19 protein-coding genes are annotated in these 24,119 nt (G+C 59.6%); 11 read left to right on the forward strand and 8 right to left on the reverse strand.

Translation table 11 applies throughout. The features are described from left to right. Window positions 1-18 precede the first annotated feature (18 nt). Window positions 19-735 (reverse strand): head GIN domain-containing protein, encoded by a 717-nt coding sequence (locus ACYU7Z_RS00085; RefSeq protein WP_460566362.1) that lies wholly within the window; start codon window positions 733-735, stop codon window positions 19-21. A gap of 109 nt (window positions 736-844) precedes the next feature. Between ACYU7Z_RS00085 and guaA the strand changes: the two genes are divergently transcribed. The 7 genes from guaA (at window position 845) to pdeM (ending at window position 11,901) form a co-directional block, all read left to right on the forward strand. Continuing rightward, complete coding sequence (gene guaA, locus ACYU7Z_RS00090; RefSeq protein WP_460566364.1) at window positions 845-2,377, forward strand: glutamine-hydrolyzing GMP synthase; 1,533 nt, start codon at window positions 845-847, stop codon at window positions 2,375-2,377. 104 nt (window positions 2,378-2,481) lie between these two features. Next, window positions 2,482-3,636, forward strand: coding sequence for an ABC transporter substrate-binding protein (locus tag ACYU7Z_RS00095; RefSeq protein WP_460566366.1), 1,155 nt, complete (start codon window positions 2,482-2,484; stop codon window positions 3,634-3,636). A 134-nt stretch (window positions 3,637-3,770) separates the two neighbouring features. Then, on the forward strand, window positions 3,771-4,811 hold the full coding sequence (locus tag ACYU7Z_RS00100) for a ligase-associated DNA damage response exonuclease (protein WP_460566368.1): 1,041 nt from the start codon (window positions 3,771-3,773) through the stop codon (window positions 4,809-4,811). Continuing rightward, window positions 4,801-6,462: a DNA ligase-like domain-containing protein gene (locus ACYU7Z_RS00105; protein WP_460566370.1), complete on the forward strand. Its 1,662-nt coding sequence runs from the start codon at window positions 4,801-4,803 to the stop codon at window positions 6,460-6,462. The genes ACYU7Z_RS00100 and ACYU7Z_RS00105 overlap by 11 nt, the downstream gene beginning before the upstream one ends. A 126-nt stretch (window positions 6,463-6,588) precedes the next feature. Next, window positions 6,589-7,959 (forward strand): c-type cytochrome, encoded by a 1,371-nt coding sequence (locus ACYU7Z_RS00110; protein ID WP_460566372.1) that lies wholly within the window; start codon window positions 6,589-6,591, stop codon window positions 7,957-7,959. A gap of 560 nt (window positions 7,960-8,519) precedes the next feature. Beyond that, window positions 8,520-11,120 (forward strand): ligase-associated DNA damage response DEXH box helicase, encoded by a 2,601-nt coding sequence (locus ACYU7Z_RS00115; RefSeq protein ID WP_460566374.1) that lies wholly within the window; start codon window positions 8,520-8,522, stop codon window positions 11,118-11,120. Between the two features lie 130 nt (window positions 11,121-11,250). Further along, window positions 11,251-11,901, forward strand: a complete 651-nt coding sequence (gene pdeM / locus ACYU7Z_RS00120; protein WP_460566376.1) for a ligase-associated DNA damage response endonuclease PdeM — start codon at window positions 11,251-11,253, stop codon at window positions 11,899-11,901. 104 nt (window positions 11,902-12,005) lie between these two features. Here the strand turns inward: pdeM and ACYU7Z_RS00125 are convergent, their stop codons facing one another. Continuing rightward, window positions 12,006-14,435 (reverse strand): DUF5916 domain-containing protein, encoded by a 2,430-nt coding sequence (locus ACYU7Z_RS00125; protein WP_460566378.1) that lies wholly within the window; start codon window positions 14,433-14,435, stop codon window positions 12,006-12,008. Between the two features lie 272 nt (window positions 14,436-14,707). Then, complete coding sequence (locus ACYU7Z_RS00130) at window positions 14,708-15,457, reverse strand: XRE family transcriptional regulator (protein WP_460566380.1); 750 nt, start codon at window positions 15,455-15,457, stop codon at window positions 14,708-14,710. Window positions 15,458-15,683: 226 nt separating this feature from the next. On the opposite strand from ACYU7Z_RS00130, the gene surE reads away from it, so the two are divergent. From surE to lpxB, 3 genes are all read left to right on the forward strand, one after another. After that, window positions 15,684-16,469, forward strand: a complete 786-nt coding sequence (surE, locus tag ACYU7Z_RS00135; protein ID WP_460566382.1) for a 5'/3'-nucleotidase SurE — start codon at window positions 15,684-15,686, stop codon at window positions 16,467-16,469. Then, window positions 16,441-16,755 carry a hypothetical protein gene (locus ACYU7Z_RS00140; RefSeq protein ID WP_460566384.1) on the forward strand — a complete coding sequence of 105 codons (315 nt, stop codon included), beginning with the start codon at window positions 16,441-16,443 and terminating at the stop codon, window positions 16,753-16,755. Before surE ends, ACYU7Z_RS00140 begins: the two co-directional genes overlap by 29 nt. A 130-nt stretch (window positions 16,756-16,885) precedes the next feature. Continuing rightward, entirely contained in the window at window positions 16,886-17,995 is a 1,110-nt protein-coding gene (gene lpxB / locus ACYU7Z_RS00145) for a lipid-A-disaccharide synthase (protein WP_460566386.1), read from the forward strand. A 219-nt stretch (window positions 17,996-18,214) separates the two neighbouring features. On the opposite strand, the gene ACYU7Z_RS00150 is transcribed toward lpxB, so the two are convergent. The 3 genes from ACYU7Z_RS00150 to ACYU7Z_RS00160 all read right to left on the reverse strand — a co-directional run bounded on the left by ACYU7Z_RS00150 (window position 18,215) and on the right by ACYU7Z_RS00160 (window position 20,847). Continuing rightward, window positions 18,215-18,382 carry a DUF6728 family protein gene (locus ACYU7Z_RS00150; protein WP_460566388.1) on the reverse strand — a complete coding sequence of 56 codons (168 nt, stop codon included), beginning with the start codon at window positions 18,380-18,382 and terminating at the stop codon, window positions 18,215-18,217. Window positions 18,383-18,448: 66 nt separating this feature from the next. Continuing rightward, complete coding sequence (locus tag ACYU7Z_RS00155) at window positions 18,449-19,303, reverse strand: FRG domain-containing protein (RefSeq protein ID WP_460566594.1); 855 nt, start codon at window positions 19,301-19,303, stop codon at window positions 18,449-18,451. Between the two features lie 104 nt (window positions 19,304-19,407). Next, window positions 19,408-20,847: an aminotransferase-like domain-containing protein gene (locus ACYU7Z_RS00160; RefSeq protein WP_460566390.1), complete on the reverse strand. Its 1,440-nt coding sequence runs from the start codon at window positions 20,845-20,847 to the stop codon at window positions 19,408-19,410. 236 nt (window positions 20,848-21,083) lie between these two features. Between ACYU7Z_RS00160 and ACYU7Z_RS00165 the strand changes: the two genes are divergently transcribed. Beyond that, window positions 21,084-22,115 carry a branched-chain amino acid aminotransferase family protein gene (locus ACYU7Z_RS00165; RefSeq protein ID WP_460566392.1) on the forward strand — a complete coding sequence of 344 codons (1,032 nt, stop codon included), beginning with the start codon at window positions 21,084-21,086 and terminating at the stop codon, window positions 22,113-22,115. 22 nt (window positions 22,116-22,137) lie between these two features. On the opposite strand, the gene ACYU7Z_RS00170 is transcribed toward ACYU7Z_RS00165, so the two are convergent. Together ACYU7Z_RS00170 and ACYU7Z_RS00175 are read right to left on the reverse strand one after the other, a co-directional pair. After that, window positions 22,138-22,353 carry a hypothetical protein gene (locus ACYU7Z_RS00170; RefSeq protein WP_460566394.1) on the reverse strand — a complete coding sequence of 72 codons (216 nt, stop codon included), beginning with the start codon at window positions 22,351-22,353 and terminating at the stop codon, window positions 22,138-22,140. Window positions 22,354-22,451: 98 nt separating this feature from the next. Then, window positions 22,452-24,110, reverse strand: coding sequence for a sodium:solute symporter family protein (locus ACYU7Z_RS00175; protein ID WP_460566396.1), 1,659 nt, complete (start codon window positions 24,108-24,110; stop codon window positions 22,452-22,454). Between the last annotated feature and the right edge of the window lie 9 nt (window positions 24,111-24,119).

Below are 24,119 nucleotides of genomic sequence, written 5' to 3' on the forward strand. Positions count from 1 at the left end.
GCAGCAATGGCGCCTGTATCAATCCGCTTGATGCGCACGGCCCGAGCCGTGTACTTCCTGGTTGACGGCGGCCGTGCCCTTGTAGGTCACATCGCCCGAACCCGCAATATCGATGTCGAGATGCTTGCTGGCAAATACCTGCGCATCGCCCGAGCCGGCAATGTCGACCTTGGTGTTTTCGGCCAGCAGTCCGAAGGCCTCCACGTCGCCGCTGCCGTTGATCCGCGTATCGAAGGTCTGCGTGCTGCCGCTCAGACGCACCGTGCCGCTGCCCGTGATGCCGGCCTTCACCTGCGGCATGTCGAGGCCGAGGGTGGCGTTGCCGCTGCCGGTGATGTTGATGTCAATGCCGTTGCCCGTGAGTTTTCCGGCGCTCGTTACCTCACCGCTGCCCGTTACCTCGAGCGAGCGGAATTCTGCGGCTGTTACATAGACCTTAAGGCCCGCATGCTCGTTCAGGTTGTAGCCTTCGCGGGTGCGGATGTGGAGCGTTCCGCCCGAGACCTCGGTCTCGATATATTCCTGGAGGTTCTCGTCGGTTTCGACGCGCACGCCCTGCGCGGAGCCCTGCGCCAGCTCCACATCCATGGAGCCCATTACGGCTACCTTATCGAAGGAGCCGACGGAGCGGTTTTGCGAGCTGTGCACCCCGTTGCCGGTAACGCGGTGGCCGCCCATAAAAATGCAGGAAGACAGGAAGATCGGGAGTGCGAGTACTGTACTGACGAAGCGCATAGAAGCAGGTTTTGTGTTGAGATGCCGCAATGACGGCCGGGGTTACCGAAAGCGGCAGAAAAATAGCGCTTTTTTACCGCAACCCGAACCTGCTTACCTTCGTCGGGCCATGACCGAAAAGATCCTGATCCTCGACTTCGGCTCGCAATACACCCAACTGATCGCACGCGCGGTCCGCGAAGCCAACGTCTACTGCGAAATTCTTCCCTTCAACAAACCCATTCCTGTCGATCCCTCCGTGAAAGGTGTTATTCTTTCCGGATCGCCCTTTTCGGTCAACGACGAAGCCGCGCCCCAGGTGGATGTGGCAGGCCTCGTGGCCCGGACGCCGGTGCTCGGCGTGTGCTACGGCGCGCAGCTGACCGCCAAGCTGTACGGCGGCCGCGTGGAGCGGAGCAACAAGCGCGAATACGGACGGGCCTACCTGCACCTCAACGAGGACGATCCCCTGCTCGGTGGCCTCACACCGTCTTCGCAGGTGTGGATGAGCCATGGCGACTCCATACTGAAGCTTCCCGATGGCTTCCAGGTGCTGGCCACAACCGACTCCATCCCGGTAGCCGCCTTCAAGGCGCGGAAGGAAGCTCATCCTCTCTATGGACTGCAGTTTCACCCCGAGGTGTACCATTCGATCGAAGGCAAAAAGATCCTGAGGAATTTCCTGGTCGATATCTGCGGCTGCGCGCAGGACTGGACGCCGGCGCATTTTGTAAGCGATACCGTCGCGGCGCTGAAAAACACGATCGGCGACCGGCAGGTGGTGATGGCGCTCAGCGGTGGCGTAGACTCCACGGTTGCGGCAACACTTATTCACCGCGCGATCGGCAAGAACCTGCACGGCATTTTCGTCGATAACGGCGTGCTGCGGCAGGATGAGTTCCAGCAGGTGCTGGATTCCTATGCGTCGATCGGCCTCAACGTAACCGGCATCGACGCAAAGCAGCGTTTTTACGACGCACTGGCGGGCAAGAGCGACCCCGAGCAGAAGCGAAAGGCGATCGGCGCGCTCTTCATCGATATCTTCCAGGAAGAAGCCACGCGTATCGAGAATGTGTCGATGCTGGGCCAGGGAACCATTTACCCCGACGTCATCGAAAGCGTGTCGGTACACGGTCCCTCGGTGACGATCAAGAGCCATCATAATGTGGGCGGGCTTCCCGAGAAAATGCACCTTGAGCTCGTTGAGCCGCTGCGGTACCTGTTCAAGGACGAGGTGCGCCGGGTGGGCCGCGAGCTGGGCATTCCCGACGAGCTGATCAACCGTCATCCTTTCCCCGGTCCCGGTCTCGCGATCCGCATCCTCGGCGATATCACCGAGGACAAAGTGAAGCTGCTCCAGGCCGCCGACGACATCTATGTTAAAGCCCTCAAAGCGCACAATCTCTACGCAACCGTGTGGCAGGCCGGCGCCATCTTATTGCCGGTGAAAAGCGTGGGCGTCATGGGCGACGAGCGGACCTATGAGTTTACCGTGGCCCTCCGCGCTGTGACGAGCGTGGACGGCATGACGGCCGACTGGGCGCACCTTCCCTACGATTTCCTGGCCCAGGTGTCGAACGAGATCATCAACTCCGTGCGCGGCATCAACCGCGTGGTCTATGATATCAGCTCGAAGCCGCCGGCGACGATCGAGTGGGAGTAGATATGGTGAGCGGTGAATGGTCAGCGGTGAGCACCTCTTCGCCGTTACTGCTCACCCGCTCACTGATCACCGCTCACGACTAAACACCCTGACAACCTATTTCTATGAAACGATTCGGTATCCTGTTCCTGACCCTTTGCTGCAGCCTCACGCTGCTGGCCCAGAAGCGGCACAAGATCGCGCTGTGCACGCCGCTGTACCTCGATTCGGCCTTCGATGCCACGAACAATTACCGCTTCAATACCGCCTTTCCGAAATACCTCAATGCGGGCCTCGAGTTTTACCTCGGTGCGCAGGCGGCGCTCGATTCGCTGCAGAAGGCCGGCGCCCCGCTCGACGTGTACGTGATCGACAGCCGCTCGAAGCGTGGCCTTGCCCAGGAGCTCAGGGCCCCGGAGCTGCGCGACGCCGAGTTGTTTCTGGCCAGCAGCAACGTTGCCGAAACCCGGCAACTGGCCGAGGAAGCGCAGCGCCGCAAGATTCCCTTTGTATCGGCTACGTTGCCCAACGATGCGGGTGTTACCGACAACCCCTATTACGTCGTACTGAACTCCACGCTGCGCACGCACTGCGAGGCATTGTATAAATACTACCAGCGTACCGCGCCTAACGACCGCATCGTGCTCTTTACGCGGCCGGGAACGCAGGAAGCACAGGTGCGGGAATACTTCACCGAATACGCCAAAGCGGCCAATGGCACGCCGCTGAAAATAGTGGTGGAAGACCTCGGCAGCAACTTCGACGATGCGCGTATCGTAGCGGCCCTTGACAGCACGCGCCGCAATATCTGCATCGCCGGCTCGCTCGACGAGGAATTTGCCAGCGAAGTGGCTGGAGGTATTACCAGCGCCGGCAGCGCCTACAAGGTGCAGCTCGCGGGGATGCCCACCTGGGAAGGCTTCAACCTGCGGCAGACGGAGTTCCGCGGTCTCGACATCCTCTACACCACGCCCTTCTATTATGCAAAGCCGAATGCCCTGCAAACCGCGGTGGCCAAAGGCTTCACGGCGCGGCAGAACGGCCGCCCCACCGACCTTTTTTACCGCGGCTACGAAACGATGCTGCGCTTCGCCCTGCTGCTACTCGATACGAACGGCGATATGGCGCCGAACCTCTCGCGCAAGGGCAACAACGTCTTTACCAGCTTCGACATCGAGCCCGTTTTCCTCAACCACAAGGAACCCACGCTCGATTATTTCGAGAACAAGCACCTCTATTTTGTGAAGGTGACCAATGGCAACAGGAGCCTGTTGCCGTAAGGAACCAACTTGGAAGTCGGAAGTTGGAAGTCGAATGTGACAGCTTTATGATTGAGGCAAACTTCCGGCTTAGCACTTCCGACTTACCTGCCTGCATGGCATAGTTGTTTCTGGCATTGGCCTAACTTAACTCCATGCCCCTTATCGAGTTTTCGGATAAAGGATTGTATTGCCGCGCGGGTGGATTTTACATCGACCCCTGGAAGCCCGTCGACCGCGCGCTGATCACGCACGCGCACAGCGACCACGCGCGCTGGGGCTCGAAGTTTTACCTCGCGCAGCACGACTCCATTCCCATCATGCAGGCGCGTCTCGGACCCAATCATTACCAGGGCGTCAGCTTTGGCGAAACCACGTACATCAACGGTGTACGCGTGTCCTTTCATCCCGCCGGCCACATCATCGGGTCGGCGCAGATCCGTGTTGAATACGAAGGCGAAGTGTGGGTGGTAAGCGGCGACTACAAGCTCGAAAACGACGGGATCAGCGGCGCCTTCGAGCCCGTTCCCTGCCAGCACTTTGTAACCGAATCGACCTTCGGCCTGCCGATCTACACCTGGAAGCCGCAGGCCGAGATCTACCGGGGGATGCAGGAATGGATCCTGAAGAACAAGGCAGCGGGCAAGTCGTCGATCTTCATTGCCTACAGCCTCGGCAAGGCCCAGCGCCTGCTGCAGCCGCTCAGCGAAGTAAGCGACCGCATTCTCGTGCACGGCGCCGTGTACAACATGCATATGGCGCTCGTCAACGCGGGGCACAGGCTGCCGCCGGTGGAGCGCGTAACACCCGACACACCCAAAGAGCACCTCAAGGGCGCCGTCGTTATTGCACCTTCGAGCGCGGAGGGCACATCCTGGATCCGCCGCTTCAGCCCGCATGCCATCGGCATCTGCAGTGGCTGGATGATGGTGCGCGGCAACACGCGCCGCAAGAATGCCGACGCCGGCTTTGCCCTGTCGGACCATGCCGATTGGAACGGTTTGCTGGAGGCCTGCAAAGCCACTGGTGCCGAAAACGTATACGTAACCCACGGCTTCCAGGCCGCCTTCAGCCGCTACCTTACCGAGCTCGGTATCGAGGCACGCGAGGTGGTCACCGAGTATGGCAACGACGAGGACGCCGGCCCTACGCCTACGGAAGAAGAAGAAGCACAAAAAATACCCGATGCCGAATGAGCCCAATACCGAAGCAGCATTGCCCGCTACAGGCGCCGGCCTGCAGGGATTCCGCGCCTTCTCGGAGCTGGTGCTCCGTATCGGGAGCAGCACCAAGACCAACGAGAAACTCGATGCACTGGTACAGTATTTCTACAATGCCGACGATAAAGACAAGGTGTGGGTGATCGCCATCTTCAGCGGGCGCCGCCCGAAGCGGGTCGTCAACAGCACGCAGCTCGCGAGCTGGGCGGTGGAGCTGGGAAACCTGCCCTTCTGGCTTTTCGAGGAATCGTACCACACGGTGGGCGACCTGGCCGAAACCATCGCGCTGCTCCTTCCCGAAAGCCGCTCGCTGCCGGCGCAGGCGGAGGCCTTGCACTATTATATCGGGCAGCTCAAAAGCCTCGAAAAGCAAAGCGAGGAAGCACGCAAATACTTCATCCTCGAGAGCTGGCGGGAAATGAGCTTCGCCGAGCGCTTCGTATTCAACAAGCTGATCACGGGTGGCTTCCGGATCGGCGTATCGCAGAAGCTGATGGTCAACGCGCTGGCAAAGACCGTGAAGGCCGAGCCCTCCGTCATCGCGCACCGGATCAGCGGCAACTGGGATCCGTCGACCATCGGCTTCTCCGACCTGCTCAGCGAAGAAGCGCAGGCCAACGATAGCTCGAAGCCCTACCCGTTTTACCTCGCCTATGCCATCGAGGAGCCCGAGCTCGTGAAGCTGGGCGACCCATCGGAATGGCAGGCCGAGTGGAAATGGGACGGCATCCGCGGGCAGCTGATCAAACGCAACGGGGAGCTGTTTGTGTGGAGCCGCGGCGAGGAGCTGATGACCGACAAATTTCCCGAGTATGCTTCGCTGCTACCGCTGCTGCCCGACGGCGTGGTGCTCGATGGCGAGATCATCCCCAGCGTCGACGGAAAGCCGCTTCCCTTTGCGCTGCTGCAAACCCGCATCGGCCGGAAGAACGTCACAAAAAAGCAACTGCAGGAAGCCCCCATCTCCTTCTTTGCCTACGACCTGCTCGAATATGGCGGCGACGATTGGCGCACACGCCCCCTGTCGGAGCGGCGCGCGAAGCTGGCGGAGGTCGTGCGCGCCGCCGCCCATCCCATCCTGCTGCTTTCGGAGATCGTGCCCTTCGGAAGCTGGACCGAGCTGGCCGAGCTTCGCGGCGGCTCGCGCGAGGCCGGTGCGGAAGGCTTCATGCTGAAGCGGCTTGCATCTACCTACCAGGTGGGCCGCAAGCGCGGCGACTGGTGGAAGTGGAAGATCGACCCGCTGACGATCGATGCCGTGATGATTTATGCCCAAAAGGGCGCCGGCCGCCGGAGCAACCTCTACACCGACTACACCTTTGCCGTGCGCGATGGCGAAAAGCTCATCCCCTTTACGAAGGCTTATTCCGGGTTGACCGACAAGGAATTTGCCCAGGTCGATGCCTTTGTGAAGCGCAACTCGCTGGAGAAGTTTGGCCCAGTGCGCACCGTCAAACCCGAGCTGGTGTTCGAGATCGCCTTCGAAGGGATCGCCGCCTCGAACCGGCACAAGTCGGGCGTAGCCCTGCGGTTCCCCCGGATCAGCCGCTGGCGCCAGGATAAAAAGGCCGACGAGATCAATACCCTTGACGATCTGAAGCAACTCCTCGAACTTTACGGGAAATAGGGAAGGCGCCCCGAGAAAGAACGCAGATTTCATAGGATCTATACGATTGAAAATGATTCAGAATAAATAATCTGCGTTTATCTTAACAATCATAACGAATCTGCGTTCTTTCTGTATCCCGCCTGCATGAAAAAGACACTCATCCTGCTCTCCTGCCTCGCCCTGATGGCCTTCGGCTACTTCGGCACCGGCCAGGATCCGGTCGCGATCCCGCCGAGCAAGCAACGCACGGGCAATGCCGCACGCGGCTACGACTACCTCGTGACCGGCGATTACGTGCGCAGCGGCATCCCGATCAACCTGTTCCGAATGGGCTTTACGAAGTACGACTCGTCGCTGCTGCCGCGCACCGGGCTCAACGCGAACATGCCCTATGATTTCACCGCGCAACGAACGGCCAACGGGGCCGTGATCGCGGCGCCCAACTGCCTGCAGTGCCATGCGATGCCCTTCGACGGTAAACTCGTGATCGGCCTCGGCAATGCGGGGATCGACTTTACAAAGGGCCGCGGCATTAATGCAGCCAGCGTGGCGATGATGGAGCGGATGCTCAAAAAGAATTTCCCCGACGACTACGAGGCCGCGCGCACGTTCCTCAACGTTACCAGAATCATTGCGCCCGACCTTGTTGCCGATGTGCGCGGTGTGAACCTGGCCGATCACCTCGCGGCCCTGCTGGTGGCCCACCGCGACCCGCAGACATTCCGCTGGAGCGATTCGGCACTGCTCCCCAACGATCATGCGGTGATCCCGACCGACACGCCACCCTGGTGGCTGCTGAAGAAGAAGAACGCGATGTTTTACAACGGCTTCGGCCGCGGCGACTTCGGGCGCTTCCTGATGGCATCGAACCTGCTCACCACGGGCGATACCAGCGAGTCGCGGGCTGTAGACGCGCATATGCCCGACCTGCTCGCCTATATCTATTCGCTGAAGCCGCCGGCCTACCCGAAGGCCATCGACAAGACCCTTGCGGCGAAGGGCAAGGTCCTGTTCGAAAAAACCTGCGCTTCCTGTCATGGCACCTACGGGTCAAAAGAAAGCTATCCCAACCTGCTGATACCCGGCGCCGTTATTCAAACCGATTCACTGCTGTATGCCAGCAACTACTCCACGCCGCAGTTTGTGGACTGGTTTAACCGGAGCTGGTTCCGCCAGGGCGATCACCCGGCGCAGCTGCAGCCTTTTTCCGGCTATGTGGCCCCTCCGCTCGACGGCATCTGGATCAGCGCGCCCTACCTGCACAACGGCTCGGTACCCTCGCTGGAAGCGCTTCTGAACAGCGCGATCCGCCCGCGCTACTGGTCGCGCGACTTCAAGCGTCCCCAGTATAACTACGGGAACCCGGGATGGGTATACCAGCAGGAAAGCTCGGCCGGCCGGCCGGAGATCTACAATACCGATCTTCCCGGCTACAGCAACCGCGGGCACTACTTCGGCGATGCTCTAAGCGACGCCGGGCGAAAGGCGGTCATCGAGTACCTCAAAACGCTGTAGTGCCAACTGGCAAAGGCCACCTGAATAGTCAGGCAGCCTCGCTGTTGCCAAATCTGAAAGTATATCGCATCAGAAACCGCGCGCCCGTCGCCGGCACGGGGCGCCGACACACGTAGCCCGCAACCAACTACGGACGCGGGGACGCGGCAGTCGGAACGGGCCGTTGAAGCGGTCAGCCTTTATGCGCGGTCAATAAGATCAAGGGTGGGGAGGCGAAATAGCCGGGACCAGCAGCGGTGCCGGGAGTCGGGTACAATTGTGTCATTTTCGGTAAGGTATAGGTTAGCGTATGCCTGGCGATCCGCATGGGAAGCGCAGGCGAACGTTGCTGTAAGCACACAATACATGCCAACTGCCGCTACGGCCGCGCAGCCCCGGTGAAAATGCGCCGCAGCAGGTCGCGGATGCGCCGGGCATCAATGCGCGACAAGATCTGGCTCCGCCGCGCGAAAGAATTTGTAGTGCCTTCGCCCCAATGATTCGGTAAGGAATGGGCTGCGGCGGCCGCGTGACGAGGCTTACCTTTATCGGCCAATGCCGTACCGGCACAAAGCAGCACCGTGCAGTTGAAGCGAACCCGTGGCTATAAGATCATATCGGAGTGGCTGGCCTCCAAAGGCTTCCGCCCCTTCGCCTACCAGGAAGAAGCCTGGCAGCATATCCTGCAGGGCGACAGCGGCCTTGTGAATGCACCTACCGGTACCGGCAAAACCTACTCGGTGTTCCTCGGCACCGTCATCCGCTTTATCAACGAGCATCCCGACGACTACCCGACGCGCTCGGGCAATGGGCTGCAGCTCCTCTGGATCACGCCGCTCCGCGCGCTGGCCAAAGACATCGGGCGCGCGATGGAAGAAGTATTCACCGAGCTCAACCTGCCCTGGCGTGTCGGCATCCGTAACGGCGACACCTCTATCAGCGACCGGCAGAAGCAAAAGCGCAACATGCCCGAGGTGCTGATCATTACCCCCGAAAGCCTGCACCTGCTGCTCGCGCAGAAGTATTACCCCGACGTCTTCAAACAGCTGCGCCTCGTCGCCGTCGATGAGTGGCACGAGCTCATCGGCTCGAAGCGCGGCGTGCAGGTAGAATTGGCATTGAGCCGGATCGTAGCGCTACGCACGGGGATGGTGCGCGCTGAGGGGCCAGCTGTAAGCGAGGCTGCCTTACCCCGGAAGGGATTGCCTCGCTCCGCGCGCAATGACGGTGGAGGCGGGCTCTCCGTGTGGGGCGTGTCGGCAACCATCGGGAACCTGGAACAGGCAATGGAGGTGCTGCTGGCGCCGCTGGTGTCGACTACCGGTGTGCAACCCGTAATTGTACGGACCAACATCAGCAAGAAGATCGAGATCGATTCGATACTTCCCGACGAGATCGAGAAATATCCCTGGGCAGGCCACCTCGGTATACGCCTCGCCGAAAAGGTGCTCCCGATCCTCGAGCAAAGCCGCACCACGCTCATCTTCATCAACACCCGCGGCATGAGCGAGCAGTGGTACCATCGCCTGCTCACGATTGCGCCCGAGCTCTCGGGCGCCATTGCCCTGCACCACGGCTCGATCGATATGGAGCTCCGCACCTGGGTGGAGGAAGCGCTCCACGAAGGCAAGCTGAAGGCCGTGGTGTGCACCGCATCGTTAGACCTGGGCGTCGACTTCCGCCCGGTGGAAACCGTGATCCAGGTGGGCTCGCCGAAGGGCGTTGCCCGCTTTCTCCAGCGCGCCGGCCGAAGCGGCCACCAGCCCGATGCCGTAAGCCGCATCTATTTTCTGCCCACGCATTCGCTCGAGCTGATGGAGGCCGCAGCCCTTAAGGAAGCCGTGGGCCGGCAGTTCATCGAGAGCCGCGAGCCCTACCTTCTGTGCTACGACGTGCTCATACAATACCTCTGCACGCTGGCGGTGTCGGATGGTTTTATCCCGGCCGAGGTATTGCCCGAGATCCGCAGCACGCATTGCTACCGCGAGCTGAGCGACGACGACTTCGATGCCGTGTTACGCTTCATCACATCGGGCGGCGAAGCCCTGGGGCAATACGATGAGTACAAAAAGGTGGAGGTGATCGACGGCGTTTACAAGATCACGGGCCGCCGCATCGCGATGCGGCACCGGATGCACATCGGCACCATCGTTTCCGACGCGATGCTGAAGGTGAAATTTCTCGGCGGTGGTTATATCGGGATGATCGAGGAATATTTCATCTCGCGCCTCGAGCCCGGCGACACGTTCACGCTGGCCGGCCGCCAGCTCGAGCTCGTGATGATCAAGGATATGACCGTGCTGGTGCGCAAGTCGAACGCGAAGAAATCGCTCGTGCCCAGCTGGAACGGCGGTCGCCTGCCGCTGTCGGCGAGCCTCGGGGCCGTGCTCCGCGAGCAGTTCGGTATTGCGGCAACGGCGGAGGTCGCCATCGAAAGCGGAGCTACCCAAACAGCGGCGTTGCGCGGCCTGCCCGGGGAGATCAAAGCGCTGCAACCCTTGCTCCGCCTGCAGGCGCAGCTCTCGCAGGTGCCGCAGGCCGGCGAGCTGCTCATCGAGCAGATCGAAACGGGCGACGGCTTTCACCTGTTTGTATACCCGTTCGAAGGACGACTTGTGCACGAGGCCGCTGCCGCCCTCCTCGCCTACCGCATCAGCAAGCTGCTCCCCATCACGTTTTCGATTGCGATGAACGACTACGGATTCGAGCTCCTGAGCGACCAGCCGATCCCCGTCGACGACAGCAATGTGTATGCGCTCTTCTCGCCCGACAACCTGCTGGCCGACATACAGCACAGCGTCAACGCCACCGAGATGGCGCGGCGCAAGTTCCGCGACATCGCCGTGATCGGGGGCCTCATCTTCCAGGGCATGCCGGGCGAAAAAAAGAAGGCCCGTCACCTTCAGTCTTCTGCCGGGCTGCTTTTCAACGTGTTCAACGAATACGAGCCCGGCAACGTGCTGGTGCGCCAGGCCTACCAGGAAGTGTTCGACCAGCAGATGGAGGAGCGTCGCCTGCGCGCCATGCTCGACCGGGTGCAGCGCTCGCGCATCGTGCTGATGTTCCCGAAACGCCTCACACCGCTCTGCTTCCCCATCAAGGTCGACAGCATGCGCGAAAACCTGACCTCCGAAAAGCTCGAAGACCGCATCAAGAAGATGCAGCAGCAGCTGGAACGATAACAATAACGTTTTACGTTTTCTGTTTTAGGTTCTCCGTTCGGGCTTGAAGGTTTCATGCTCCAGTCTTGGCTGTCCCTTCGGTCAACATAAAACGTAAAACATAAAACGCAGAACCCTGAACTTTGCGCCGATGCAGGCGCCGTTACTATTCGAATTCAAGGGCCAGCGCCTCTGGCTGTCGGGGCAGCGCGCGCTTTTCTGGGAGAACGAGGGCCTGCTGCTCCTCTCCGACCTGCACCTGGGCAAGAGCGGTCACTTTCGCAAGGAAGGCATCGCCGTACCGGGCGCCGTGATGAAGGAAGACATGCAGCGACTCATGGCCCTGCTGCAGCATTTCCAGCCGAAAAAACTGGTCGTCGTGGGCGACTTCTTTCACAGCCGTGCCAACCAGGAGCTCGAACTGTTCAGCCGCTGGCGCGCCGATATGGCCGGGCAGTCTATTGTATTAATACGGGGCAACCACGATATCCTTTCCGACGAATGGTATGCCGCCAATGATATCGAGGTTGTGGAAGGATCACTGCGCATTGGCGACTTCTGCCTGGCCCACGATCCAAACGATGCGCCTCCGGGGCTGTATACCTTTTGTGGCCACGTGCACCCCGGCGTCGTGCTGAACGGGCTTGCCCGGCAGTCGCTCCGCCTTGCCTGCTTTTATTTCGCGCAGCACTATTGCATCCTGCCTGCTTTCGGGCGCTTTACCGGCCTCGCAACGGTGCGGCCACAAGCCGGAGAAACCGTGTTTATCATTGCCGAGCAAAAGGTGATGAAGATCGTGTGAGGAGGGAGCGTGAGGGGTGAGCGGTGAGCGGGTGAGCAGGTGAGCGGGAATGCGGGCAGCCTGACCAACGGGAAAACTACAAACTACAAACCCCAAACTACAAACTATCTCTTACGTAGCTGGTTGTAATCGAGGAAGTAAATCACGCGGAGCGAAAACTCGTTTGTGTGCGCGAGGTCGAAGGTGCGCGTGAGGTTGCGCTTGTAATTGCCATACTGCGCGCCATCGATGCTGAAGGTTTCGGGAACGGCATTCTTCCAGCCAAGGATGATGCGGCTGCCGGGACGGAAATCCCAGGTATAGAACGCATCCAGGTTGAACACGTTGTAGTTGAGGTCCTGTCCGTTGATGAAGGCAATGGGCAGCGGTGCGCCTTTTTCATCGACGCGGTGGAAGCTGAGGTAGCGCACCTGGCTCCAGTAATGACGCGCCCGCAGCGTCAGGTTCATCCGCGGCGTGAAGCTGTACGACCCGGAAAGAACGGCGCTGTGGTCGAGGCTGTTGCGGTAGCCCACGATCGACGGATCGGAGATGCGCGGCTTGCCGATCTGCAGGGCATCCTCGCTGCGCTCGAGGTCCAGCTCGAGGCTGAGGCGATTCGAAAAGCGATAGCGCGTGCCGAGGTACAGGTCGTAGTATGGGCTATGCGCGAGCGTGCTGTGCTCGTAGCCCGCGCGGAAGGCCACGTACAGCCGCTTGCGGCTGTCGCTGCTGCCCTGCACCGACGAATAATAAAAGGCAGGCCGCTGCAACCGGTACTGCAGGTTGCGCAGCTCGAAGTAATCGTACTGCGGCGCCGGCACCGCGCCCAGCGTGAGCGAGATATCCCAGAAGTTGCGGAAGATGGCAAAAAAGTTGGCCGAGAACTCCGTAATGCCGTAGGCGTAGGGCTTGTACAGGTTCGTCTGGTAAGCCGACAGCGTGTAGCTGTAGTTGATGAAGTGCGCCGTGGGCTCAAACACGTTGTAGGAGGCGTTTCCGGCGAATGTCACCTCGTTGGGCGCCTGCAGGTAGCCCAGGTCGTTGGGGTCGTACTTGTCCGACTCCACGTTGACCGAGCCCGAGTAGCGCCAGTGGCCGCTCACCTTGGCATAGCGGGCCCGCGTGGCAAACCCGCTGTAGGGACGCAGGTAAAGATGCCCGTCGTCGCGACGAACGGTATCGGTAAAATAAAATTCCGTGTACGGGTTGTATAGCGTGTAGCCGAAGACGTTACTCGCCCGCACCGTGCCGCTGAACACGTGGGTGTTGCTGCGGTCGTACAGCGACCAGTCGAAAGCGGAGGTGTTGGCGTCGCGGTTGGCGCCGTCGCGGATGACGGTGGCGCTGGTGAACGTGAGCGAGGAGCGCCCGCGCAGCGCCTGGTCGAGCACCACGAGATTGTAGTTGGCCAGCGGCTCCGTCTGCAGCACGGTATCAGCCTTGTTGTCGTAGCGGCGGAAGCGCGCTTTCATTGGCGCCGTCACCGCGTTGAATACGCCGATCCCGAGTTTGCCCCCGGTGCGGCCCGAGAGCTTGATGGCATTGTATAATTGCGTCTGTGCCGGGTTGCTCCGGAGCTCGTATTCAGGATGGCTGGCCGAAAAGTATTCGGCCGAATCGTAAAACGAGGGCCGCGCGCCGATGCGGCGCGAGTAAAAGATCCCTGCCTTGTTGAACAGCTCCGTGCCTTCGGTAAAGAAGGGTCTGTTTTCCTGGAACCGGACCTCGTAAGGCGTCAGGTTATTGACGACGTTGTCGGAAATGACCTGTCCGAAGTTGGGGATGAGCGTGGCGTCGAGGGTAAAGCTTTTGCTGATGCCCCACTTGACGTCCATGCCGCCGCTGCGAAGTATTTCCGTGCGATCGCGGCTTCCTTCGGGGTTCACACGTACGCCGCCGAGCAGGTAAGGCGAGAGGCTGAGCCGCAGCGGCGGACGCAGCGAGCGCAGGCCTTCGAGCAGGCCGAACTGGTTGACAAAACCGTTGACGTTGGGATCGAGCGTGTTCCAGTACGAGCTTTCGTTGTCGCGGCGGGAGAGCCGGAGAAACTGCAGCCCCCAGGTTTGCACATCTTTCTTGGTGAAGCGGAGGGAGATATAGGGGATCCGCATTTCTACAACCCAGCCATCGCTTTTGGCCGAAGTCGCGCTATGCCACACCGCGTCCCAGGTCTTGTCGCCGAAGTCGCCGAAGCCGGCATTGCCGCCTCCGCTGAGACGCGCATCGCTTTGGACGTTGGCGGAGGTCACCAAAAACTGGAAGCCGTTCTGCTGGTCGTTGTAGGTATCGAGGAAGACCGAGAAATAGTCGACGTCCTGGCGGCTTTCGCCATCGCGGGCGGTCAGCTGCCGGCGAACGAGCGCGGGATCGTCGTAGAGGTAAGCGGCAATATAGATGGCGGCATCGTCGTAGAGCACGCGTACCTCGGTGCGGTGCTTCGAGGGCTTGCCATAGTCGGGGTAGTTCTGAACGAAGCCGGTAGCAGCGTCGGCTGTTTGCCAAGCCGGCTCATTAAGGTTGCCGTCGATGCGGGGCGCGGACTCGGTACGCACGGCCGAAAGCGTCCGCCGTTGCGCAGTAGCCGTTTGAAGCAGTAGCAGTGAAATCCACAGGTATAAGAAGCGCCGCAGCATGCCGGTATCAACAGGGTTAAGGTATAAATATAGGCGCTCCGGCTCAAACGGCCGGGCTTTTCCCCCTTCTTTTGTGGATTCTACGTCCGGCGCATGGGGTTTTTACGAAAAGGGGTGAGCCGTGAAGCGCCGGGCCCGAGCAACAATGGCTCAAACCCGCACCCACGGCTCACGGTCTATGCCTGGCGGCGTTAATTCATTTTCTTCTTCAGCACACTCACCTGCTGCTGCAGGTTGGTGACGAGGGAGGCGATCTGGTTCACATCCCAGCGCTGCTGCTGGTTGGCGCGGGCAATGATCATCTGCGCCTGCCAGACCTCCACGATGTCTTCGGCCGCCAAGGTGTAAGGCTGGTAGGCCGGGTTGTCGGAGATCATGGTGAACTTGTTCTTGGAGCGGTTGTTCTTCGCCATCCGCTTGTATACGATGCCTTCGGTCTTCGATACAACGATATAGGTCTGGTTCGATTTGATGTCGTCGAGGCTTTCGACTTTTTCACCCACGATCACCGAGCCGCTGGGGGTGGGCATCATGGAGTCGCCGACGATCTCGAAGGCGCGGTAGTCGCCACCGGCAAGCATCGGGAGCGTAAAGGTGTTGAGCTCATCGATGAACTCCGGGTCTGAATAGCCGGCGAGGTAACCGGCGGCCGCCTTCACGGGAACAAAGGCGATATCGGCACGGCCGGCAGCCAGCTTCTGCGCCCGGCGACGCGAAAGGTAGTTGCCCTTGCTTTCGCTGAGGTCCTTGCGGAGCAGGTCGTCGAGGGAAAGCTTGAAGAGGTCGGCAACGATCTCCAGCACATCGATGCGCGGATCGGCACGCTCTTCCTCGTAGGCACCGAGCAGCGAGCGCTTGATGGAAAGCTTGTTGGCGAATTCTTCCTGGGTCCATCCGCGCAGCTTGCGCAGGTATTTGAGGTTTTTGTTGGAGACGCCCATGCGACTAACTTATTTAGCCGCAAATTACTAATTTATTTAGAACCCGAAAACAATTCAAAAGGCAAAAATTAAAAATCAGAAAATCAGCGGCATCTTTGGCATTGAAGCAGAAAAGGCTGACCGTTACGCTTAAAGGTCAAACCTATAAACCACAAACTTCAAACTACAAACTGTCGCTGGCGGGCAGGGAAATTGCAGGAAGTTTGACACAACGAAACTATAACGAATGGCAGAAGAGAAGAAGCAGCCGGTCATCCTCATCACCAACGATGACGGCGTGACGGCGCCGGGGATCAGGAACCTCGTGGAAGCAGTGAAAGACCTTGGAAAGATCGTAATCGTGGCGCCCGACAAGCCGCAATCGGGCATGGGGCATGCGATTACCATCGGCGTTCCGCTTCGCCTGCACCGCGTTACCTACTTCGACGATATAGAAGCCTACCAGTGCACCGGCACACCGGTCGATTGCGTGAAGCTGGCGGTCGACAAAGTGCTGCACTCGAAGCCCGATATCTGCCTCAGCGGCATCAACCACGGCGCCAACCACAGCATCAACGTCATCTACTCCGGCACGATGTCGGCGGCGGTGGAAGCGGCCATCGAAAGCATCCCCTCGGCGGGCTTCTCGCTGCTCGATTACAGCCTTGAGGCCGACTTCACGGCCGCCCGCTACTACATCCGGCAGATCGTGGAGCAGATGCTGGCGCACCCGCTCGACAAGCATACGGTGCTCAACGTAAACTTCCCGAAGGCAACGCCCGACGAGATCAACGGCGTAAAGCTTTGCCGCCAGGCCTATGCGAAATACGAGGAGGATTTTATCGAGCGCACCGACCCGCACGGACGCAAATACTATTGGCTTACCGGTGAGTTTATTAACTTCGACGAAGGAACCGATACCGACGTGTGGGCGCTGGCCAACAATTATGTGAGCGTGGTGCCGGTACAGTTCGACCTCACGCATTACAAACAAAAAGATCAATTTGAAAGCAGCTGGGACATTTTTACTTAAACGCGACGACATCCGCCTCGGCCTCGCCCTCGGTATCCTGGCACCCGTGCTGGTGCTGCTGATCATTTACCTGCTGCGTTTCAGAGCCTACGCCTTCGGCGAATTCCTCGGGCTGCTGAGCCGCGAGAAAAGCCTGATCACCTTCTTCGGCGCCTGGTGCGTTGTCGGCAACATTGCGCTCTTCACCTTCTACACCAACACAGCCCGTCACCGCACGGCCCGCGGCGTCTTCGTCGTTACCGTCATCTACGCGATCGGCGTGCTGCTTGCGAAAGCGGTTATTTAGTCTGCTGATCAGATAGTCTGCTAGTCTGCTAATAGCGAATGCCCCTGGCTGTGCCAAGGGCATTCGCTATGGTATCTCAACAGTATCAGCAGACTGGCAGACTTGCCCATTAGCAGATTATCTTCGTTTCATGAAGTATTACCTCATCGCCGGCGAAGCCTCGGGCGACCTGCACGGGAGCAACCTTGTAAAGGAGCTGCGCCGCAAGGATCCCGCGGCCGATATCCGCTGCTGGGGCGGCGACCTGATGGAAGCCGCGGGTGCCACGCTGGTGAAGCATTACCGCGACCTCGCCTTCATGGGCTTCGTGGAAGTGCTGATGAACCTGCGCACCATCCTGCGCAACCTCGCCTTCTGCAAGGAAGACATCAAGGCCTTCGCCCCCGACGTGATCGTGCTCATCGACTATCCCGGCTTCAACCTGCGGGTAGCCGAGTGGGCGAAATCCGAGGGCATCCGCGTGGTGTATTACATTTCGCCGCAGGTATGGGCCTGGAAAGAAAGCCGCGTGAAGAAGATCCGCGCCACTGTCGACAAGATGCTGGTGATCCTTCCCTTCGAAGAAAGCTGGTACCGCGATCGCTGGGACTATAAGGTGGAGTTCGTGGGGCACCCGCTGATGCAGGTGGTGAGCGACTTCCTCGCCAGCTACCAGCCCGAGGTCGAATACCTCAAGCCGGTGGTGGCGCTGCTGCCCGGCAGCCGCCGCCAGGAAGTGGCCGTGAAGCTGCCCGTGATGCTCGAGGCCGCCAAAGACTTTCCCGATTACCAGTTCGTGGTGGCAAAGGCCGCCTCGCTCGACGAGGAATTTTTCAACGAGCTGCTGCGCGACCACCCCGGCGTGCTCTCGGTGCGCAACGAGACCTATGCGCTGCTGGCGCAATCGGCCGCGGCACTTGTTACGTCGGGCACCGCCACGCTCGAAACCGCTCTCTTTGGCGTGCCGCAGGTCGTATGCTATAAGGGTTCGGCCATCTCCTACCAGATCGCGAAGCGCCTCGTGAAGATCAAATACATCTCGCTTGTCAACCTGATCATGGACCGCCCGGTGGTGACCGAATTGATCCAGGGCGAATGCAACCCCGCCAACGTGAAGCGCGAGCTCCGCGCCCTGCTCTTTGATGAAGCCAGGAAAGCGCAGGTCAAGAACGATTATTACGAATTGAAGCAGCTGCTGCAGCAGGGAGGGAATGCCTCGGAGAAGGCGGCGGAGGCGGTGATGGCGGTGGTGAAGCGGTAAGCGGCAATCGTGAATCGTCAATCGTGAATAAAATCGGGAAGGCCCGGTTCATTTGTGTTTATACCCCCTTCGCGATGCGAAGGGCATACCGATTTCGGAACATCCTTCTTTACCCGTATGTATTCACGATTGACGATTCACGATTCACGAACCCTGTCGCCCAGCTACCCCAATGCCTTCCCGATTCACGATTGACGATTCACGAATCGGTCTGCCCGATCAATGCTTCAACGACAGCTTGATCGCCAAGATAACCAGCGCGAGCAGGAACAGGAGGATGCTGATACGGTTGATCCCGTGCATGTACCGCACCCAGCTGCTTTTCGGCCGGTTGGGATCGGGTTTGCGGAGATAGAGGTACTCGGCCAGTTGTCGGAGAACGCCCATAAAAAAAGAGGGTTGTTGCGAAGTTCAAAGTTCACTTTTTCAACACGCATTCCGCAAAAAAGTTTACTAGGGAAGGAAGCGGTAGTCGCGGTTCTCGAGCTTCTGCAGCTGGTCGCTGAGCAGCTCGCCCGGCGAGCGCATGCTGTTGTAGCGAAGCCGCAGCGCGCCGGCGTAGCCATCGAGGTCGGGGAAGAGCGAAACCCGGTTGAGGTTCATCCGCTGCAGCTCGCGGAGCACCGTTTTTTGCAACGCAACGGGAAGCTCGATCTTGAGCACCGCGCGTGGCATCTCGGGACCAAGAAAAGCAAGTTGCTCCATGAAGGGCGCAGCGCCGGTGCCGGTGCTTACGAAAATCGATTGCTGCAGCGAGTAGCGGCGGTTCATCCGGAATGGCTCCACCGGGAACACAAGCCGGGCGCGGTTTTCGTTAAACACGCGCTCGAAGAGCTGCTCGTGGATAAAGCCGGGCTTATCAGTAAGGTCGGCGGGGTAGTGCCGGCTGAGTTCCTCGAGGGCGCGGATTTTCAGGTAGTTGATATTGATGGCCCAGATCGCGATATGGTCGCCGCTGAAAAGGTCGCAGATCTCGTAGGCAAAATAGGCCGCGATAAAGGGCGATCGGGTGAAGTCGAGCAGACGCGTCGGTGCGCCGTGGTGCTGCATCAGGGCCAGCCACTCGATCAGATGCTCCGGCGTCTGGTCGCGGCTCAGGTAGTTGCGCGCGCCGCGCTGAAACTCCGCAACGAACTCGCGCTCCACCGATTGGTGCAGCTGCACAAAGTCCGTCCGCTCTATAGCATTCTGCAACTCCCAGCGTGTATCGGCCTGCCCGCGAAAAACCCAGTTCTCGGATAGCTCATCCAGAAACTGCCGCAGGTCATTCCATTGTTTTAGCCGGATTGTGCTGTACGACGCCTCCATCGGTGCCACTGCTGAAAATTTTGCGCCACCCCCCTTCCTTGCTTTCCCTCCCTCGTTCTCCCTCCCTTCCTTGTTCTGCCTTCCTTGTTCCTTGTTCTCCGGTTCTACAATTCCTGCTTCGCCAGCCGTCCCAGCGTCTTCAGCACGCCTTCGAGCTTTTCATTCCACAGGTGCCCGTAGCTGAGGCGCATGCAATGATGGTATTGATCCTGCAGCGTGAACATGCGGCCCGGTGCGATGGAGATCTTTTGCTTCAGTGCCGACTCGTAAAGCGAGGATACGTGGATACGCTTGTCGAGCTCGATCCACAGCACAAAGCCGCCCTGGGGCCGGCTGACGCGCGTGCCTTCGGGAAAGTATTCGCTCACGGCGCGGATAAACTGGAACGAGTTGGCCTGGAGCGTTTGGCGCAGGCGGCGAAGGTGCGTTTCGTAGCGGCCGTTTTCCAGGAAGTTGGCGATCACTTCCTGGGTGAGCGTCGTCGCCGACACCGAATGAAACATCTTGAGCTTGATGATCTTTTCCTTGAAGCGGCCCGGCGCCACCCAGCCCACGCGGTAGCCCGGGGCCAGGGTTTTCGACACCGATCCGCACCAGAGCACGTTGCCGCTCTCGTCGAATGTCTTGCAGCTTTTGGGCCGCGAGGCACCGAAATAGGTTTCGCCATACAGGTCGTCCTCGATAAGCGGAACGCCGTAATGATCGAGGAGGCGCACCACTTCCTTCTTGTGCGCGTCGGGCATGCAGGAGCCGAGGGGATTGTTGAAATTCGAAACCAGGAGGCACACCTGGATCTTCCCCGCTTTGACCACAGCTGTAAGCGCCTCGAGGTCGATACCGGTCTGCGGGTGTGTCGGCAGCTCCAGCACCTTGAGGCCGAGCGAGCGCGCGAGCTGGAGGATGCCGAAATATACCGGGCTCTCCACGGCGATGGTATCGCCCGCCTTGGCCACGGCCATCAGCGAGAAGGAGATGGCGTTCATACAGCCCGCGGTGGTCACCACGTCGTCCTCGCTGAGACGTCCCTGCCAGGTAATGGCCCATCTGGCTACCTGCCGGCGCAGCTTTCGATTGCCCTGCACTTCCTCGTACTCCGTGCCGCTGCCGGGAAGATCACGGAGCGCCTGCACCAACGCCTTGTTGAGCCGCGGGATCGGAAGCAGGTCGTTGGACGGCACTCCCAGCGACAGCATCGTGCCCTGTCTCGAGCCGATGTAGTTATACACCTTGCGGATGATCTCGTCGGGCTCGTTGTTTTCGGTCCACACCGACGGCTTGCTGGTGTCGGGCACCGGGGCGATGCGCTGGTGCCAGAAGCTCACGTAGTAGCCCGATTGCGGCCGCGATTCGATGAGGGCCTTCTTCTCCAGCTCGAGGTAGGCCTGCAGCACCGTGCTCATGCTGATGCCCTGCTCTCGGCAGAGGGTACGCACGGAAGGCAGCCGGTCGCCGGCCTTCAGCACGCCGTTGCGGATCTGCTGCTCGATGGTGCGCGCCAGTTGCTGGTAGACGTATTCGGTGCGGGCTTCTTTGACAATTGCCATGACTTGAAGTTTACATGCGGCTTCCGGAGGGAAAGAACGCAGATCTTTTATGATTGATACGATTCGCGCAGATGTTCGAAACGACGGAATCCACGTACATCCGAGATCCGAGATCCGACATCTGACATCCCCGAACTGTTCTGCCCAAAATTATCTTTTTTGTATCTGTACCGGCCGATTTTTTGTTGCCACTTTTGGGGTGTAATCCGGGTAGGATTGCCTAAAAAAATTCGATCATGCATACTCCCAGCTCCACAGCCATGCCGAAGACTGCCTTCGGAAGCACCGTCGCCGACCATATGCTCAGCGCTACGTACGAACACGACGCGTGGAGTTCCTGGCAGGTAGAGCCTTTTCATCCCCTGACGCTGTCGCCAACGGCGATGGTGTTTCATTACGGGCAAAGCATCTTCGAGGGAATGAAAGCCTTCCGGATGGCCGACGGGCGCGTCTCCATCTTCCGCATCCGGAAGCACTGGGAGCGTTTCTGCATCTCGGCAGAGCGGATGTGCATGCCGCAGATTCCGCAGGAACTTTTTACCGAAGGACTCAAGGCGCTCGTCGCCACCGATGCGGCCTGGGTGCCCGAGTCGGCCGATGGCTCGCTGTACCTCCGCCCATTCCTCTTTGCCACCGAGGAGCGCTTCGGCGTCGGCGTTTCGGACAGGTATCAATTCCTGACGTTTACGGGACCGGTGCGCAGCCTCTATGAAAAACCGCTGCGGGTAAAGGTCGAGGACCGCTACATCCGCGCGGCGCATGGCGGTGTGGGTTACGCGAAATGCTCGGGCAACTACGGTGGTGCCCTGTACCCGACGCAGCTTGCCAAAAAGGAAGGCTTCGACCAGGTGCTGTGGACGGACGGCACACCCGACTTGAATATCGAGGAGTCGGGTACGATGAACGTCGCCTTTGTTATCGGCGGAACGCTTGTTACACCGCCGCTTTCCGATACGATCCTGGATGGCGTTACGCGCGACTCCTTCCTGACCATCGCCCGCGAATGGGGAATGCCGGTAGAAGAGCGCCGCATTTCGGCCTGGGAACTGGTGGATGCCGCCGCCGCCGGCCGCCTCGAGGAAGCATTTGGCTTCGGCACGGCCGCCGTTGTAGCGCCGATTGCCGCGATCGCTGTGAAGGAAAAAATGCTGGAGCTGCCGGCGTTGCACGAAGGCTCATTCTGCCTCCGCGGGAAACAGTATCTCTCCGACATGCGCCGCGGGCTCGCTCCCGACCGCTACGGGTGGAATACAATCGTAACAGCGTAACAGGAGCCAGCAGCTATGCGAATTAATGCCCGCTCTTGCCGGGGGCTTCTTCTGTATTCGGATCCTGATGGGGCCGCAGGTAGCTGAGGGCCACCATGACGATCCCGAAGAGCACGAAGAGTGCGCCGCAGTTTCGGTTGATGGCCGCTCCTTCAGCAAAACCGTATACCAGCAGCAGGAGGCCGGCAACCGTGAAGAAGGCGCCGATGACGAAGCGGAGGTCGAATAAGCGTTCCATATTTGGACAATTCAAAAGTCAAGAATCAAAAGTCAAAAAGGCTCCACTGATTTTGCTTCGAAGAACCGGCTTTTGACGTTTGACTTTTTACTTTTTAGTTAGTAGAAGATAACATTCAGGATCAGGGTAACCACAAGCACGGCCACTCCCAGCCACAGGGGGTTGTTGTACCAGGCCTTGGCGCGGTCGGTTTGCTTCGGGGTGAGGCTGTACACGAGTCCGTGGAGCGAGGCTTCGGGCTTCGGCTTCGTGGCGAGGCTTACAAGCGTGGTCACCAGCAGGCAAACAACGAAAGCGATCCACGCAATGTTGAAGGCTTGTCCCGTGCCCGAATGGAACGTGTGCAGGCTGGCGATCCAGCCGCCCTTGCCTTCCGCAACAGTCAGCCCGTGGGTCAGCGCCGCGGCCGATGTGCCGGCAATAAGGCCCCAGAAGGCACCGTGACCAGTGCTTCGCTTCCAGAACATCCCGAGGAAGAACGTGGCAAAGAGCGGCGCGTTTACGAAGGAGAACACGAGCTGCAGCAGGTCCATGATGGAGTTGAAGCCGCGCGCCACGTAGGCCGTCATTACCGACAGCAGGATCCCCACCACGGTAGTCGCCTTGCCCACCATGAGGTAGTGATGCTCGGATGCATTTTTGCGGATATGCGACTGGTAGATGTCGAAGGTCCAAACCGTGTTGAACGCCGTTACGTTGCCGGCCATCCCGCTCATGAATGAGGCGATGAGGGCCGTGATGCCGACGCCGAGGATGCCGCTTGGGTACAGCTTCGAAAGCAGCAGCGGCAGGGTCATGTTGTAATCGGTATCGCCCGACGCATTCTTCGGCAGGTCGAAGCCAACGCCTGTTTTTTGCAACGCCAGCAGGATGATCCCCGGGAGGATCACCACGGCGGGCATGAGGATCTTCGGTACCGCCGCGATAATGGGCGTGCGCCGCGCCTCGTTGAGGTTGCGCGAGATCATCGCCCGCTGCACCACGAGGAAGTCGGTGCACCAGTAGCCGAAGGCCAGCACGAAGCCGAGGCCGAATACCATCGAGAAGGCATCCACGCCCATCGGGTTGGTATCGGGCGATCCCATTCCCTTCCAGAGGTGCAGTTTCGCATTGTCAACATTGTGCAAGATCCCTTCCCAGCCGCCGGCCTGCTGCATGCCGATGTATACGAGCGGTGCGATGCCGAGCACGATCAGGAAGAACTGCAGCACTTCGTTGTACACGGCGCTGGTGAGCCCGCCGAGGTAGGTATACGCAAGCACGATACCGGCCGCGAGCCACACCGACACGTTGAAGTTCCAGCCCAGTATCGTTTGCATGAGGATGGCCAGCGCAAACAGGGAGATACCCGAGGAGAACACCGTCATCACCGCGAAGGTGAGTGCGTTGAACGTGCGCGTCTTTTCATCGAAGCGCAGCTTGAGGTATTCGGGTACGGAGCGGGCGCGGCTGCCGTAATAGAAGGGCATCATGAAGATCCCGAGAAACACCATCGCGAAGGCCGCACCTAGCCAGTAGAAATGCGTTGTGTACAATCCGTACTTGGCGCCCGAAGCTGCCATCCCGAGCACTTCCTGGGCACCGAGGTTGGCCGAGATAAACGCCAGAGACGTGATCCAGAGCGGGATCGAGCGGTTGCTCATCAGAAAGTCGTTGCCGGTGCGCACCCGCTTCTTAAGCAGTAGTCCGATGCCGATCACGAAAAGAAAATACAGGGCGATGATGCCATAGTCGATCGCGCGGAGATGAAGGTTCATAAGCCGTTT

It is taken from the genome of Flaviaestuariibacter terrae, from assembly GCF_054777635.1.